Raw genomic sequence first — 15,507 nt, forward strand, 5'->3', positions numbered from 1 at the left:
CGGTTGCCAGCCGTTTGACACACAACAAAATGAAACCGGTTTCAGAGAATAATGACAATGACTACATTTCCCGTTTCCATCAGTTTGTCGAGCTACGGTGCCGATCTGGTTCGCCAGCGCGGCCAGGCCAGCTTTATTGAAGTGTTGGCCAACGCCGGTGTGTCACGCATCGAACTGCGCGAAGAACTGCTGACCACAGAAGATCCGCTCGCCTTCAGCCAGGCCGTACAGGAACAGGGCCTTGAATGCGTATTCTCATCGCCACTGGAACTGTGGGAAGCCGGGCAGTCACGGCCCAACACCCAATTGCAGGCCACCCTGCAGCGCGCCCACGCGTTCGGCGCCCAATGGCTGAAAGTGTCGCTGGGCTATTTCACCGAACACTGCGACTTGCAAAACCTCGCGGCCCTGCTCAACCAGCAGCCGGTGCGGCTGCTGGTGGAAAACGACCAGACCTCCTATGGCGGGCGCATCGAGCCCATGCAGCGCTTTTTCGATCAGGTCGAGCAGCAGCAGGCGCCGATCAGCATGACTTTCGATATCGGCAACTGGCACTGGCAGGATCAGTCGGCCAGCACCGCAGCCCGCCTGCTGGGCCGCTATGTCACCTACCTGCACTGCAAAGGCGTGAGCCGTCGCCCGGACGGCAAGCTAGTCGCCACCCCGCCGACCGACACCGACCTGCAACACTGGCAACACCTGATGACCCATATGCCCCACGGCCTGACCCGGGCCATCGAGTATCCGCTGCAAGGTTCGGATCTCGACGGCCTGACCCTGGAGCACGTCGCCGTACTGGCGCGCTTGAGCCACAAGCAACAGGAGCTGAGCCATGTCTAAGGTCGAAGTGCTGTCGTTCGGCGAAACCATGGCCATGCTGGTGGCCGAAGAAACCGGTGACCTGGCCCTGGTCGAACGTTTTCACAAGCGCATTGCAGGGGCCGACAGCAATGTGGCCATTGGCCTGGCACGGCTGGGCTTCAATGTCGCCTGGTTGAGCCGCGTAGGCGCGGACTCCCTGGGGCGTTTTGTGCTCAATACCTTGCAAGCCGAAGGCCTGGACTGCCAGCACGTAGCCGTCGACCCGCAACATCCGACAGGTTTCCAGCTCAAGTCTCGCGTCGACGACGGCAGCGACCCACAAGTCGAGTACTTTCGTCGCGGTTCGGCGGCCAGCCACCTGAACCGCTCTGCGCTCAACCCGCAGTTGCTCGGCGCCCGCCACTTGCACGCCACCGGTATCCCGCCGGCGCTGTCGGCCAGTTGCAACGAGTTGTCCTTTGAACTGATGAAATCGATGCGTGCCGCCGGCAACAGCGTGTCGTTCGACCCCAATCTGCGCCCGTCACTGTGGGCCAGCGAACAACAGATGATTCGCGACATCAATGCCCTCGCTGCCCACGCAGACTGGGTACTGCCGGGCCTGAGTGAAGGCCGTCTACTGACAGGCTTTGACGACCCGTCCGATATCGCCGCCTTCTACCTCGACCAGGGGGCTGAGGCCGTCATTATCAAACTGGGGGCCGAAGGCGCGTTTTACCGCACCGCCCAGGTTGAGCAATTTGTCCCGGCGGTGCCGGTGGCCAATGTCATCGATACCGTGGGGGCCGGCGACGGCTTTGCCGTCGGGGTGGTCAGTGCCCTGCTGGAAAACCTCGGCTTTGCCCAGGCCGTACAGCGCGGCAACTGGATCGGCAGCCGCGCCGTGCAGAGCCGCGGCGATATGGAAGGCCTGCCCACCCGCGCCGAACTCGACCACTACAACGCGCTGCGCGCACCTGATGAAACAACGCAATCTGCTTGACCTGTCACCTGCTGCGAAAAAACAAAAACAAGCTCAGGAGCACCCTCATATGCAATCGCTAAAACTCGCCGCCCGTCGTTGGTGGTACATCATGCCGATCGTGTTTATCACCTACAGCCTGGCGTACCTTGACCGCGCCAACTACGGCTTCGCAGCGGCCTCCGGCATGGCCGAAGACCTCAATATCACCCCCGGCCTGTCATCGTTGCTGGGCGCGTTGTTCTTTCTGGGTTACTTCTTCTTTCAAGTACCCGGGGCGATCTACGCCCAGAGAAACAGCGTGAAAAAGCTGATTTTTGTCAGCCTGATCCTCTGGGGCAGCCTGGCCACCCTGACCGGTGTGGTATCCAACGCCTACTGGCTGATCGTGATCCGTTTTACCCTCGGCGTGGTCGAAGCGGCGGTGATGCCAGCCATGCTGGTGTACCTGTGCCACTGGTTTACCCGTGCCGAACGCTCACGCGCCAACACCTTCCTGATCCTCGGCAATCCGGTAACCATGCTGTGGATGTCGGTGGTATCGGGTTATCTGGTGCAGCATTACAGCTGGCGCTGGATGTTTATCGTCGAGGGCCTGCCAGCAGTGCTCTGGGCCTTTATCTGGTGGCGCCTGGCCGATGACCGCCCAAGCGAAGCCAAGTGGCTGAGCCATCAGGAGAAGCAAGACCTGCAAAGCGCACTGGACGCCGAGCAAGTGGGCCTCAAGCCGGTGAAAAACTACGCTGCGGCGTTCCGTACCCCCGCCGTGATCCTGCTGGCCTTGCAGTTCTTCTGCTGGAGCATCGGCGTCTACGGTTTTGTCCTGTGGCTGCCGTCGATTCTCAAACAAGGCGCGCAGATGGACATGATCGAGGCCGGCTGGCTCTCGGCCCTGCCGTATCTGGCAGCCGTGATCGCGATGCTGGTGGTGTCGTGGGGCTCGGACAAGATGCAAAAGCGCAAGCGCTTCGTCTGGCCGCCGCTGCTGATCGCCTCTATCGCGTTCTACGCTTCCTACATGCTGGGTGCAGAACACTTTTGGTGGTCCTACGCACTGCTGGTGATTGCAGGTGGCTGCATGTACGCCCCTTATGGTCCGTTTTTCGCCATCATCCCGGAAATCCTGCCCTCCAACGTGGCCGGTGGCGCGATGGCGCTGATCAACAGCATGGGCGCACTGGGCTCGTTTGCCGGTTCGTACCTGGTGGGTTACCTGAACAGCTCCACCGGTTCGACGGGCGCGTCCTTTCTGTTGATGAGCGGCGCGCTGCTGATTTCGGTACTGCTCACCCTGATGCTTAAACCCGCAGCCAAAGATCCTGCTGCATCGCAGCACAGCACCTCACAACGCCTGGCCCACTCTTGAATTCAATGTCGGTGAATCCCTTGAAAAAGAATGTCGTGCTTTACAAAGAACTCTCCCCGCAACTGATGCAGCGCTTGCAGGCCCAGGCCAATGTCACGCTGATCGACAAGCTGGACGCAGCGGGCATGGACCAATTGCGTGCCGCCCTGCCCCAGGCCCAGGGGATTTTGGGCGCCAGCCTGAAACTGGATGCGCAACTGCTGGACCTGGCACCCAACCTGGAAGCAGTGGCCAGCGTGTCGGTGGGTGTCGACAACTACGACATCGACTATATGACCGAGCGCAAGATCCAGCTTACCAACACCCCTGACGTCCTCACCGAAACCACCGCCGACACCGGTTTTGCCCTGGTTCTGGCCAGCGCCCGGCGGGTGGTGGAACTGGCCAATATGGTGCGCAACGGGCAATGGGTGAAAAACGTCGGCCCCGAGCAGTTCGGTACCGACGTGCATGGCAAGACCCTGGGTATTATCGGCATGGGCCGCATCGGCGAAGCCCTGGCGCAACGCGGTCACTTTGGCTTTGGCATGCCGGTGATCTACCACAGCAACTCGCCCAAGCCCGCAGTCGAAGCGCGTTTCAATGCGCAGTACCGCAGCCTCGACGCGTTGCTGCAAGAAGCCGACTTTATTTGCCTGACCTTGCCCCTCACCGCACATACCGAAGGTTTGATCGGTGCCGAGCAATTTGCCCTGATGCGCCGCGAGAGCATCTTTATCAATATCTCGCGGGGCAAGGTGGTGGACGAGGCGGCGTTGATCAACGCCCTGCAGCAAGGCCAGATTCGCGCGGCCGGGCTGGACGTGTTCGAGCGCGAGCCTCTGGAGCCGACCTCGCCGCTGCTGCAACTGGATAACGTGGTGGCCACCCCGCATATCGGCTCGGCGACTTTCGAAACCCGCGAAGCGATGGCCCGCTGCGCCGTCGAAAATCTGCTGGCGGCATTGGCCGGTGAACGCCCGGCCAACCTGGTCAACCCGCAGGCATTGCGCTGATTATTTGCCGCTTTTGATATTGGTCCAGACGCGCGTGCGAACCCGGTCAATATTCAGCGGCATGGCCTCCAGGGCAAACAGCTTGTCCATCATGGCGGGGGTTGGATAGACCTTGGTGTCAGCCTTGATTTCAGGGCTGACCAGGGCATCGGCCTGTTCGTTGCCATTGGCGTAGTGCACATAGTTGCTGATCCCGGCCATCACGTCCGGGCGCAGCAAATAGTTCATAAAGCTGTAAGCGGCTTTTTCATCCGGCGCATCGGCGGGCATGGCAACCATGTCAAACCAGATCGCTGCACCTTCCTTGGGGATCGAATACCCGATCTCAACGCCATTTTTGGCCTCTTTGGCCCGGGTTTCGGCCTGCAAGATATCGCCTGAGAAACCTACCGCTACGCATATATTGCCGTTGGCCAGGTCACTGGTGTACTTCGATGAGTGAAAGTAGCTGATATAAGGTCGGACCTTAAGCAGCAACTCTTCAGCTTTCTTGTAGTCAGCCGGGTTTTTGCTGTGATGAGGCAAGCCCAGATAGTTGAGCGCCGCAGGCAAGACCTCCGGGCCATTGTCCAGAATCGCCACGCCGCAGGACTTGAGCTTCTGCATGTTTTCGGGCTTGAAGATCAGGTCCCAGGAGTCCACCGGCGCATCTTCGCCCAGCACGGCCTTGACCTTGGCGACGTTGTAACCAATCCCGGTGCTGCCCCACAGGTAAGGAAACCCATGCTCGTTGCCCGGATCGTTGACCTCCAGTGCCTTGAGCAGCACCGGGTTGAGGTTTTTCCAGTTCGGCAACTGGCTCTTGTCGAGTTTCTTCAGTGCCCCGCCCTGAATTTGCCGCGCCATAAAGTGGTTGGACGGAAATACCACGTCATAACCCGATGAACCCGTCATCAATTTGCCATCCAGCGTCTCGTTGCTGTCGAACAGGTCATAGCTGAAGGCAATGCCGGTATCACGCTGGAAGTTCTTCATCGTGTCGGGAGCAATGTAGTCCGACCAGTTATAGACCTTCACGGTCTCGGCGGCCTGACACAGCGTACCGGCCAGCATCAGGGGCAACAGGGTCATACGGATCATGATTCGATTCCTTGCATGTTTGGGGCAGCTGTTTTTATAGGCAGGTTTCGGCGATCAAAGGATCAATACATAAGTCTTGCGCACGGTCTCCTGGATATCCCAGATGCCGGTGCTGTTTGCAGGCAACATCAGTGCATCGCCCGCTTCTATGGTCAGGGTTTCACCGTTATCCGGGGTGAAGGTGCAGCGGCCTTGAATGAAGTGGCAGAACTCCTGCTCCATGATCTGCCGGCGCCAACGACCCGGGGTGCATTCCCAGATACCGGTTTCGACACCGTCGTTGCGCTCGACGCAGGTCACCGACGTCACGGCCACCGGCGTACCCAGCGGCACGGCGACGGGGAAAGATTCCTGCAAGGTGACGTTGGCGGTGTTTTTAAACTGAGTGATGCTCATGGCATGCTTCCTGTTAAGCGCACGTGGTGGTTAATGCATGAAGCCTTCCATAAACCCGGCCATGCGGCTGGCAAACTGCCGACGCCAGGGCGGGCTGTGTGGATTGGCCAGGGTTTTGTCTTCGTACACAAAGCTGCGAATGATCGCGTTGTAGCCCAGCCAGCGGCACGGCTCGGGTTCCCAGGCCTTGAGTGCGCCAAGCCCGCCCGCGGTCAATACCCACGGCTGCCTGACCTCAAGGGTGTCGCGCTGCAAAATCAGGTCGGCCAGGGTGCGCCCGCCCAAATGACTGGCGCCTACCCCCTCACCGCCGTAACCCCCTGCCAGGGCTATGCCCTGCTGGTGATCACAGAGCATGTGCGGCTGAAACCGTCGCGACATGCCCAGATTGCCGCCCCAGGCATGGCTGATCTCGACGTCTTCAAGTTGCGGGAACAGTTCGCGGAACAGATAGCGGCGCAGTTCGATTTCGTCACTGCTGAGGTCAAAATTCTCACGCAGGCGCCCGCCGAACTGATAGCCACCCCGGGCACCGAATACCAGGCGGTTGTCTGCCGTACGCTGGCCGTAGGTGACCTGCCGGCTGCTTTCACTGAAGGCCTGGCCATGACACAGACCAATCTCGTTCCAAGTGGCTTGAGACAATGGCTCTGTTGCCACGATCAGACTTTGTACCGGCAGTTGATAGCGCCCCAAAGGCGCCAGGGTGTTGGCGTAGCCTTCCACGGCAGGCACCACCCAGCGGCTGCGCACTTGTGCCCTGGCGGTGCGGGCAAAGCCTGCACGCCATTCAGTGACCGGGCTTTGTTCGAAGATTTGCACCCCCATGCGCTCAACGGCACGGGCCAGTCCACGCACCAATTTGGCAGGATGAAGGGTGGCGATATGGGGGGTGAAAATTCCGCCATACGGTTTTGCCACGCGGATTTGCTCTGCCAGTTCGGCGGAGCTCAACCAGCGGTAGTCGGATTCATTCAAGCCTTCGCTATACAGGTTTGCCAGATAGCGGCGCAAGCTGGCTTCCTGCTCCGGGTAGCGTGCCGCGCAATACAGCCCGCCGCCCTTGCGATAATCGCAGTCGATGCCTTCACGATCGATGACGTTTTTCACCTCATCGGGAATGCCGTGGAGCAAATCGAAGGATTGGCGCCGCTGTGCTGCAGGCAGGCCTGCAAGCAAGCGGTCTTCGCCCAGCAGGTTGCCCATCAGCCAGCCGCCATTGCGCCCTGATGCACCAAAACCGGCCGTTTGCGCTTCAACAATGGCAATGCTCAGTTCAGGCGCATGGCGCTTGAGGTAATAGGCCGTCCAGAGCCCTGTGTAACCGGCGCCGATAATGGCCACATCGACATCCAGATCATGCTCAAGGGACGGGCGAGGCGTCAGGTCCTCCCCGAGCTGGTCCATCCATAAACTGATTGAACGCCATGCTGGCATTTGCGACTCCACACCGATCCAGGAATGGCTCGATCCTAGTCGCTGGCATCAGGGCGCGTCTTGCGTGCGTGCCCGCAAAGAAATTTGTTTGGCGTAAGCCTTGGGCGATTGCCCGGTGTGCTGGCGAAAACAGCTGTAAAACGCCGAAATCGAATTGAAGCCTGCCGCAAAGGCCATTTCATCCACCTTGGCCGGAGTTGCAGCTGCGTCCATCGCCGCCAGCACATGACGCAGGCGCGCCTGATTCACATAGCGGTAAAAGCTTTGCCCGAGCACCTGATTAAGCAGGTACGACATCTGGTTGCGCGTGTAACCGCAGGCCCTGGCGACTTGCTGCAGGTCAAGTTCGGGGTCAAGGAAGGGTTGCTGGCGTTCAAAGTAGGTTTGCAGGTCTTGCGCCATAAAGCTCAGTTGCCGTGCCGACAGCCCCAAGCGGCTCACCGCCGGGCGCAACGAGCCCTGCCGGGCCGGGCTGGCCGCCGTTTCGTGAACCAGCGAGGCGTACTCATTGACCTGCCAGATCAGCCCGTCGCGCACGGTAATCGCCTCACTGGCGCGAAATGACACCAGGCCCTGGCTGCCACGCAAAGTCATGCGGTATTGAATAAACGCGGTGTTGCCATCCAGCCGGATACGGTCGCTATGCTCAAGGGCCTCGTCCGGCGCCCTGGGCATGGACGACTGCACATATTCGCGCAGTTCATCGAGCAGCATGACCCGATTCTGGAAGAAGTCGTTGTAGGTCACATCGGGGTGATACAGCGCCATGACCCCGTCCAGATCCCGATGCTTCCAGCACAGGTGGTAACGCAGCACGGTTTCGCCAGTGGCGCGGGTATTTTCGGGGCCGTCGTCTGGGGCTGGCATGGCAGGCTCAAGGGCAAAAAACACAGAGTGCCGAGTTTGCGCGTGGCCTTCAATGGGGACAGGCAGCGGATAAATCACCTAAGTGCATGATTCACATCAAAGTACGGGTAAACAACCAGGTTGCAGGGTAAAAAAGGCTTAGCAGCAATGCTTTTGGGTGCTAGGTTTGAACTCGAAATACTCGATATACAGATGCGGTCAGAAACAACCGCCCGATACCTTGAGCTAAAGGAATTGCTCTATGTACCCGATGGACAACATCAACAAGGTCACCTTCCCCAATGCCTGCCAACTGATGCGCTGGCATTTCCACCCGATGGGCTTCGAGGCGACCATGGACGCGCCCAGCAGCATGGTGGCCAGGCTGTTTGACCGCGCCAGTGGCGAAACCGTGATTGCCGTCGCCGGCATCCCCTGCTCGGCAGTCATGACGCCCGGCCAGGTGGGGCGCATCATCCAGTGCGTTGAAGACGAGCTAGAAAGCTTTGTGCCGCCAATGGCGTGGCAGGCACAAGCCTGAGTTTGCTGTAGCCGCTGAGGAGCGAAGCGATGCTGCGATGGCGTGGTACTCCGACGTCGCCTCGTTCCTTCGGCAACTGCTACAGACATCAATCCCCCAATGCAGTGCCTTCACGGCGCGGATCGGCACCGCCCACCCAACCGTCCTTGCTGCGCATGATGATTTGCGTGCCACTGGTCATTTCAATCAGCGCAACCTTGTGCCCACGGGCCTGCAGCTGCTGCACAAGGGCCGGGCTGAAGCGGCCTGTCTCCAGTTCGGTGTCGACATTGCGGCTGCCGAAATTGGGCAGGCTGATGGCGTCCTGAGGGTTCAGTTTCCAGTCCAGCAGGCCAACCACCGACTTGTTGACGTACTCGATGATCTGCGAACCACCCGGCGAACCAATGGTTGCGACCAGTTCGCCACTGTTGCGGTCGAACACCAGGGTCGGGGCCATTGAAGAGCGCGGGCGCTTGCCGGGCTCGATACGGTTGGCCACCGGCTTGCCGTTTTCTTCGGGAACAAACGAGAAGTCGGTGAGCTGGTTGTTCAAAAGAAAGCCATTGGTCATCACATGCGAACCAAACGCGGCTTCAACCGAGGTGGTCATGGATATGGCCCCGCCATGATCGTCGACAGCAGCTATTTGTGAGGTAGAAATGCGCAGTGGCGATCGATCGGGGGCCAGGGCCAGGTGAATACCCGCCGGTACCCCCGCCTCGGCGCGGCCCATGCTCCTGTCACCCATCAACGCCGCCCGGGTCTTGAAATAGCCCTGGTCTGTCAGACCTTTCACATTGACCGGTACATAGTCGCTGTCCGCCAGGTACTGTGCCCTGTCAGCGTAAACCAGGCGCTCGGCTTCGGCGATCAGGTGTACGGCTGCAGATGAAGGCTCAAGGCCTGCTCCGGTGCTGCTCGGTACAGGTGGCATTGTGGCCAGGTCAAAGGCCGGGGATTGCTGTTGCAGGGCCTCAAGTATGCCCAGGGTCTGGATCACGGCCACACCGCCCGAGGACGGTGGTGGCATGCCACAGATTTGCCATTGCTTGTAGTCACCACATACCGGCGTGCGCTCCCGGGCCTGGTAACCGCTGATGTCAGTCAGGGACAGAGTGCCGGCTCGCGGGTGGGAGCGCACCTTGTCCACCATCGCCCGGGCCACTGGCCCCTGGTAAAACCCGTCGGCGCCGCGCTCTGCAATGGTTTGCAGGGTGTGTGCAAGTTCCGGGTTTTTCAGCAAGGTACCCACCGGCAAGGCTTGCCCTTGCGGTGTGAGGAAATACCGGGCCATTTCCGGGGAGCCGGCGATAAACGGGTCGGCGGCGATTTGCGTATGCAAGCGTTTGGACACAGGAAAGCCGTCGCTGGCCAGTTTGATTGCGGGTTGGAACAGCTCACTCCAGGGCAGTTTGCCATGTTGCTGATGGGCCATCTCCAGCGCCCTGAGCACCCCGGGCACACCGACGGAACGCCCGCCTATCTGGGCCTGCGCGAAAGGTATCGGCTGGCCATCAGCCCCCATGAACATGCCCGGGGTGGCACCTGCCGGGGCGGTTTCGCGACCGTCGAAGGCCTGCACCCGCTTGCCGTCCCAATACATAATGAAAGCACCGCCGCCGATGCCGCTGGACTGCGGTTCGACCAGTGCGAGTACGGCCTGCATGGCGATCGCTGCATCTATTGCCGAGCCGCCCTTGCGCAGCATTTGCTGGCCAGCCTGCGTGGCCAGCGGGTTGGCGGCGGCGGCCATATGCCGGGTAGCCTGTACCGTAGCCATATCGGTGCGCAAACCCGAGGCTATTTCGGGTGCTGGAGGCAACTCGCTGGGCGGTTGCAACCCCGGCTGCACGGTACTGCATCCCCCCGTCCACAGGGCCAGAGCTGAAAGTGCGAATACACGGGCACGGTTGTTTTTGGCAAACAGGGCATACATCAAAAGGCAGTCCTTTAATTATTGTGGGTGAGGCGCAAATCCTCGAAAAACGCCTTGCCCTGGGGCACGCGGTCCGAGGCTCTGGGGTTATTCGGCCCTTGGCCATCCTGGCTTTCCACATACCAGTAGCAATGCTTCACGGCCCGGGTGATGCCGACATAGGCCAGGCGCAGGATTTCGTCTTTCTGGGCATTGTCGTACGGCTCGGGGTCAACCTCCTTGCCCAGGCCTGCCATGCGGTACACCTGGTTTTTGTAAGGTGAGGTTGTCAGATGCTGACAATCCCCCAGCAGGAAAACAGCATCGGCCTGCAGGCCCTTGGAACTGTGATAGGTCAGTTGCTTGAGCCTGCGCTGCTCCGGCGCCAACCTAGAATCCACATTAACTACTGACTGTATATCCTTTTCAATCAACAACTTGTCGCTGCTTTTTCGAAACAACATCAAGATACTGTCGCCGGCGTTGTAATGTTCGATCAACTGCGCGGCCAGGGCCTGATCATCGCGATTGAGCACATTCACCGGGACCGCCAGCTTGGGCTCACCGCTGGCTTTGGCCCGCTTGCCGGCAATCGACGGCGCGGCACGGACGATATGCTCGGCAGCATCGATGATGTGCTGATGACTGCGAAAGTTGTCGCTGAGCATCACCCGGGTAGTGGCGGGCGACAGGAATTGCTTGTCGAACTCCATAAAGTACTTGGGTGAACTGCCCCGCCAGCCGTAGATCGATTGCCAGTCATCGCCCACGCACAATAGCGAAGAACGCTGGGCTCCACGGCCAACATGCATGGCCGGGCCACGGCTGCGGATCTCGCGCAGGCTGGCGCGCAGCCAGGACACAATCTGCGGCGAGACATCCTGGAACTCATCGATCATCAAGTGCGACAGCGGGCGCAGCTGCTCGTGGCTGAGCAGCTTGAAGTTCTGCGGGGTGTTTTCGCCAAACAGGGAGAACATGCGGTTGTACGTCATCACCGGCGGGGTCTGTGCCAGCAAATGGTCTTCCAGCGCTCGCCAGAACAGGCTCAAGGCCTCAAAAAAGAACCGGTCCGGGTCATCCTTGGCAAAGCGCATGTCGCCCACGGCAGCGGCCACGTCCAGCCCCAGGTTTTCGATAAAACTGGCGGCCGCGACAAAACTGTCGAGCAAGGGCGCTGAACCCAGCTCGCCCTTGAGCTTGTAATCAAACCCGGGGCCTGCGCTGGCATCCCCTGCCAGGGCACTGACCACACGTTTGGCTGCGTCATAATTTTCAAGCCATATCAATGGCTTACTGCAAAAAGCTTGAAACAGCGTGCGCTTGACTGCCCATTCGGCGCGCACGCTGAGCTTGGCCCCGGGGCGGCAGATCTGCGGGTTCTCACGCGGGTCGAAACCCAACACCACCCAGGCATCCAGCTCGGCAATATAACCGTGGCAATGGAACTGCGAGCCATTGATCTCAACGGTTTCGCGATTGGGCTCGATGCCCTTGATCGGCCACGCGCCGGCGGCAAACCAGAGGTCTTCGAGGGTGTCACACAGTTCTTCGTCACGCCTGGCGGCCAGCTCGGTCACCGCCATGCGTTTTTGCACATCCGGGTGATCGCGCTCCAGCTCCTTGAGCTGCAAGGCATGCAGGCGCAGCGGTGCGAGGGTCTGGCGGAAACGCTCATCACGGTTATGCAGCGCGTGGTAACAGGCGTTGAGCTGCTGGCGTTGGGCGTCGTTGATGCGCAAGTCAAAGGGATTGCTGTCGGTATCGTCGTCGTTGAGCAGGTTGCGGTTATTCAGGGTCTCGAAGGCCTGTAACTGGCTATAGCCGGGCAAGCTGCGCACCATAGGCAAAATCCGCGAGTGAAAGGTGCGTACTACATCACGGGCTTCCTTGAGCGACAGATCGCGCCCCCACAAGGCGAAGACTTCCTGCAGCTTCTTGATAAAGTCCTTGCGTGACTCGCGGGTGAAGGTCACCACAGTCATCGAATCGAGCTCAAAGCCCAGGTAATGGGTCAGCAACAGAATGCGCAACACCAGCGAAGTCGACTTGCCAGCACCGGCGCCTGCAACCACCGAGGTTGACGGGGTATCGCTGAAGATCATCTTCCACTGTGCCGCACTGGGCTGGGCGTGCCCGGGCAGATTGGCGGCCACGTCGGCCTTGATCAGTTTCTTCAGTTCCGGGCCCAGCGGCAGACGCCAGTCATCGAACAGGTTATCGTCGATCCCGGGGGCACGCAGTTCCTGCGGGCGCATGTCGCTGATAAACAGCACCGGGCGGCCCTCTTCCAGCCCTTCGGCATGGCCCTCCTTGAAGCCGTAATCCACCCCGGCACTGTGCCCGCTACGAAAGCCGTCCGCCTGCCCCTGCAACCAGGACGGCGCATGCTGTGCGTGCAAACGGCTCAGGCCCCTGCCAAACAATCGCGCCGCCAGGCGCTTGAGCAAAGGCAATTGAGCAATGGGGGCAAGTTGTTCAGGCAGTTCGGGATTGTGTTGCGGCACGCTGACTCCAGGTGTGAGGCTGTCCGGGCGGAAGGGCTATGGTCGCCCCATTGCCCGCCAATTTCTAGCTAATTGCTTGGGCATCAGCCGTTTAGAGCTTGTTTTGAAGGTTAATAGCGATTTAATGGCTCAGAAACACATCAATCAAATAGATGGGTTTAACGCATTTTTTCAGCTTTTTATCGATAGGTTTCGGGTGGAGAATCATCCCATCGCCAACCGGGCAACCCTTGGCAGCCTACTCAGGAGAAGCATCATGCTTGAACTCAGACCTTTCAACACACTGGGCGCAGCTAACCACGGCTGGCTGGACGCCCATCACCACTTTTCGTTCGCCGAATACCACGACCCGCAGCGAATGAACTGGGGCAACCTGCGGGTATGGAACGACGACGTGATCGCCCCGGGCACCGGTTTCCCGAAGCATCCGCACCGCGATATGGAAATCATCACCTACGTTCGTGAAGGGGCTATCAGCCACGAAGACAACCTGGGTAACAAGGGCCGTACCGAAGCAGGCGACGTACAGGTCATGAGCGCCGGTACCGGGATTGCCCACAGCGAATACAATCTGGAGCCGACGCCGACCAGGATTTTCCAGATCTGGATCATCCCCAACCAGCAAGGGGATGCTCCGTCCTGGGGGGCCAAGCCTTTCCCCAAAGGCCAGCGCGAGGGTTTTGTGACCCTGGCCAGCGGCAAGGATGGCGATCAGCAAAGCCTGCGCATTCGTGCCGATGCGCGACTGGTAGCGGCCAACCTCAAGGCCGGTGAGACTGCCGAGTATCGCCTGGACAGTGGCCGCCGCGCCTATCTGGTGCCTGCCACCGGGGTGATCGAGGTTAATGGTCTACGGGCCAGCGCACGGGACGGTGTGGCCGTTGTCGATGAGACCGTGCTACGGGTCACGGCAATTGAAGACAGTGAGATTGTGCTGGTGGATGTGGCTTGACGAAGTGTGCGCTGCGCAACTTCTGTAGTCGCTGTCGAGGCACGAAGGCTGCGTACGGCTGGCCAACAACACGCGCCTGATTGGCTACAGGCGCGTTGTTTTGACTCGTTGGTGTCGGGAAAAACTGACCCACCGTGTACATATCCGGCATTTGCGTTTAACCGGAAGATGGGTTTCGCTCTTACAGCGAGTCACTTTGCAAAAGCGGCAAAGTAACCAAAGCGCTTTCGCCCCATCGTACGGCCTTCGCTTCGCTCAGGTTCCCTCGCTACAGTCCTGCTCCGTGGGCACGCCGCCACGGGCCATCCATGGCCCATCGCGGCTCTCCCGGCATCCATGCCGGTCGACCCACTCCACAGAACTTCCTCTCGGCCTCCCGGGAGGGCTGGCAGATCAAAAGCACTGCACCCCGAGGCGGCCGACCGGCCGGCCTGTTGGCATGGGTGGCCTACCCTCACTCTTTTGTGGCTCGCGCCTGATGGGTGACAGGTGCGTCACGGGAAGTTTCTTGAGTCAAGACGCCGCCAACACCTCGGCATTCACCTTGCGCCGCTGAATCAAATACCCCAGCACCGCCAGTGGCGCCGTCGCCAGCATCACTTCAACCGTGATTTGCAGCGGCTGGCTGATAAAACTCGACACCAGCAAGCTGCCCAAAAAACACAACCCAAGCTGCAAGGTGTTCTGCAAACCTGCGGCCTTGCCGGAGTTTTGCGAAAACGGCTTCAATGCACTCGCTACAACAATCGGATAGCTCGCACCATTGACCAGCGCCATTAGACAAAAGGGTATCAGCAAGGTAGTCAACGTCGGCACGGTCTGGGTCGCAACTACATACAACCCGACCATGCTCGCGCAGTACGCCACCAGCAACCAGGGCAACAGCACCCGTCCGCTGATGCGCTGCAGCGCGCTGCGACAGCTGTAGCCACCCACCATAAACGCAACAGTAGGCAACGCGTAGCTCAAGCCGATATCGCTTGGGCTATAGCCCATGTCACCCAAAATAAAAGGTGAGGCCGTCAACCAGGCAAAAAAGCTGGCCGAGCACGCGGCGAAGATCATCACGTTGCCACTGAAAGTTGCAGTGCTCAGCAGTTGCCAGTAACTCACCCTGGCCTTGACTGCCTTGGACGCTACGCGAGGGGGCTCCTTGAGCAGCAGCGTCGGAACGATTAACAGCAACGCCAAACCCAGCAACACCGCAAAAATTGCCTGCCAGCCCAGATGCCCCAGCACCACGGCCCCCAGTAACGGTGCCAACGCAGGTGACAGGCCCATCAGCGGCATGATCCCGGCAAACACGCGGTTGGCCTTGTCAGCCGGGTAGCGGTCAATGACCAGCGCCTGCCAGGTCACCGCCGCCGCGCAAATGCCGATGGCCTGAATAAACCGCAGGCTCAGCAGCAGCACACTGTCCTGAACCCAGAACATGCCCGCGCATCCCAGGGCAAACAGCGACAGCCCCGCCAGCAACACCGGCTTGCGCCCCCAGCGATCCGACAACGGCCCCCACACCAACTGGCCCAGGGCAAAACCGGCCAAAAAGATGCTCAGGCTTGCGCCCACCGCCCCCGCAGAGAGCCCCAGCTCACTGCGCAACGTGCCGAATGCCGGCAAGTACATATCCATCGCCAGATAACCCAGCATGCTGAGCCCGGCGAGGTAACAGGTAAATCCAAAAGAGTTCTTCATGTGCACCCAAAA

General features: G+C 59.9%; 13 protein-coding genes. 6 read left to right on the top strand and 7 right to left on the bottom strand.

The annotated features are described in order from the left end of the window. Positions 1–57 precede the first annotated feature (57 nt). The 4 genes from BLU25_RS03610 to BLU25_RS03625 are packed head-to-tail and all read left to right on the top strand — an operon-like array spanning position 58 to position 4,144. Positions 58–840, top strand: a complete 783-nt coding sequence (locus BLU25_RS03610; protein WP_016781020.1) for a sugar phosphate isomerase/epimerase family protein — start codon at positions 58–60, stop codon at positions 838–840. Then, on the top strand, positions 833–1,804 hold the full coding sequence (locus BLU25_RS03615; RefSeq protein ID WP_016781021.1) for a sugar kinase: 972 nt from the start codon (positions 833–835) through the stop codon (positions 1,802–1,804). The genes BLU25_RS03610 and BLU25_RS03615 overlap by 8 nt, the downstream gene beginning before the upstream one ends. A 49-nt stretch (positions 1,805–1,853) precedes the next feature. After that, entirely contained in the window at positions 1,854–3,149 is a 1,296-nt protein-coding gene (locus BLU25_RS03620) for an MFS transporter (RefSeq protein WP_016781022.1), read from the top strand. Positions 3,150–3,154: 5 nt separating this feature from the next. Continuing rightward, positions 3,155–4,144 carry a 2-hydroxyacid dehydrogenase gene (locus BLU25_RS03625; protein ID WP_016781023.1) on the top strand — a complete coding sequence of 330 codons (990 nt, stop codon included), beginning with the start codon at positions 3,155–3,157 and terminating at the stop codon, positions 4,142–4,144. On the opposite strand, the gene BLU25_RS03630 is transcribed toward BLU25_RS03625, so the two are convergent. The 4 genes from BLU25_RS03630 to BLU25_RS03645 are packed head-to-tail and all read right to left on the bottom strand — an operon-like array spanning position 4,145 to position 7,924. After that, positions 4,145–5,224 carry a polyamine ABC transporter substrate-binding protein gene (locus tag BLU25_RS03630; RefSeq protein WP_016781024.1) on the bottom strand — a complete coding sequence of 360 codons (1,080 nt, stop codon included), beginning with the start codon at positions 5,222–5,224 and terminating at the stop codon, positions 4,145–4,147. It lies immediately after the preceding gene. Between the two features lie 54 nt (positions 5,225–5,278). Continuing rightward, the gene (locus tag BLU25_RS03635) at positions 5,279–5,620 is read right to left on the bottom strand and encodes a cupin domain-containing protein (protein WP_016781025.1); all 342 of its coding nucleotides are present in this window, start codon (positions 5,618–5,620) and stop codon (positions 5,279–5,281) included. A 30-nt stretch (positions 5,621–5,650) separates the two neighbouring features. Beyond that, positions 5,651–7,057, bottom strand: coding sequence for an NAD(P)/FAD-dependent oxidoreductase (locus BLU25_RS03640; RefSeq protein ID WP_029611427.1), 1,407 nt, complete (start codon positions 7,055–7,057; stop codon positions 5,651–5,653). 48 nt (positions 7,058–7,105) lie between these two features. After that, positions 7,106–7,924 carry a helix-turn-helix domain-containing protein gene (locus tag BLU25_RS03645; protein ID WP_016781027.1) on the bottom strand — a complete coding sequence of 273 codons (819 nt, stop codon included), beginning with the start codon at positions 7,922–7,924 and terminating at the stop codon, positions 7,106–7,108. A 241-nt stretch (positions 7,925–8,165) separates the two neighbouring features. Between BLU25_RS03645 and BLU25_RS03650 the strand changes: the two genes are divergently transcribed. After that, positions 8,166–8,444 (top strand): DUF1652 domain-containing protein, encoded by a 279-nt coding sequence (locus BLU25_RS03650; protein ID WP_016781028.1) that lies wholly within the window; start codon positions 8,166–8,168, stop codon positions 8,442–8,444. A gap of 88 nt (positions 8,445–8,532) precedes the next feature. On the opposite strand, the gene ggt is transcribed toward BLU25_RS03650, so the two are convergent. Beyond that, entirely contained in the window at positions 8,533–10,362 is a 1,830-nt protein-coding gene (gene ggt / locus BLU25_RS03655; protein WP_016781029.1) for a gamma-glutamyltransferase, read from the bottom strand. Between the two features lie 14 nt (positions 10,363–10,376). Continuing rightward, complete coding sequence (locus tag BLU25_RS03660; RefSeq protein WP_016781030.1) at positions 10,377–12,848, bottom strand: UvrD-helicase domain-containing protein; 2,472 nt, start codon at positions 12,846–12,848, stop codon at positions 10,377–10,379. 256 nt (positions 12,849–13,104) lie between these two features. Here BLU25_RS03660 and BLU25_RS03665 point away from each other — a divergent pair, with 256 nt between their 5' ends. Then, on the top strand, positions 13,105–13,800 hold the full coding sequence (locus BLU25_RS03665; RefSeq protein ID WP_016781031.1) for a pirin family protein: 696 nt from the start codon (positions 13,105–13,107) through the stop codon (positions 13,798–13,800). A 513-nt stretch (positions 13,801–14,313) separates the two neighbouring features. Here the strand turns inward: BLU25_RS03665 and punC are convergent. Continuing rightward, complete coding sequence (gene punC / locus BLU25_RS03675) at positions 14,314–15,495, bottom strand: purine nucleoside transporter PunC (protein ID WP_083369856.1); 1,182 nt, start codon at positions 15,493–15,495, stop codon at positions 14,314–14,316. Positions 15,496–15,507 lie beyond the last annotated feature (12 nt).

The organism is Pseudomonas fragi, from assembly GCF_900105835.1.
Lineage (GTDB): Bacteria > Pseudomonadota > Gammaproteobacteria > Pseudomonadales > Pseudomonadaceae > Aquipseudomonas > Aquipseudomonas fragi.

Bases quoted from the DNA above. Each gene is read 5' to 3' on its own strand.
- BLU25_RS03610 (WP_016781020.1), top strand. From the start codon at position 58: ATGACTACATTTCCCGTTTCCATCAGTTTGTCGAGCTACGGTGCCGAT.
- BLU25_RS03615 (WP_016781021.1), top strand. From the start codon at position 833: ATGTCTAAGGTCGAAGTGCTGTCGTTCGGCGAAACCATGGCCATGCTG.
- BLU25_RS03620 (WP_016781022.1), top strand. From the start codon at position 1,854: ATGCAATCGCTAAAACTCGCCGCCCGTCGTTGGTGGTACATCATGCCG.
- BLU25_RS03625 (WP_016781023.1), top strand. From the start codon at position 3,155: ATGTCGGTGAATCCCTTGAAAAAGAATGTCGTGCTTTACAAAGAACTC.
- BLU25_RS03630 (WP_016781024.1), bottom strand. From the start codon at position 5,224: ATGATCCGTATGACCCTGTTGCCCCTGATGCTGGCCGGTACGCTGTGT.
- BLU25_RS03635 (WP_016781025.1), bottom strand. From the start codon at position 5,620: ATGAGCATCACTCAGTTTAAAAACACCGCCAACGTCACCTTGCAGGAA.
- BLU25_RS03640 (WP_029611427.1), bottom strand. From the start codon at position 7,057: ATGCCAGCATGGCGTTCAATCAGTTTATGGATGGACCAGCTCGGGGAG.
- BLU25_RS03645 (WP_016781027.1), bottom strand. From the start codon at position 7,924: ATGCCAGCCCCAGACGACGGCCCCGAAAATACCCGCGCCACTGGCGAA.
- BLU25_RS03650 (WP_016781028.1), top strand. From the start codon at position 8,166: ATGTACCCGATGGACAACATCAACAAGGTCACCTTCCCCAATGCCTGC.
- ggt (WP_016781029.1), bottom strand. From the start codon at position 10,362: ATGTATGCCCTGTTTGCCAAAAACAACCGTGCCCGTGTATTCGCACTT.
- BLU25_RS03665 (WP_016781031.1), top strand. From the start codon at position 13,105: ATGCTTGAACTCAGACCTTTCAACACACTGGGCGCAGCTAACCACGGC.
- punC (WP_083369856.1), bottom strand. From the start codon at position 15,495: ATGAAGAACTCTTTTGGATTTACCTGTTACCTCGCCGGGCTCAGCATG.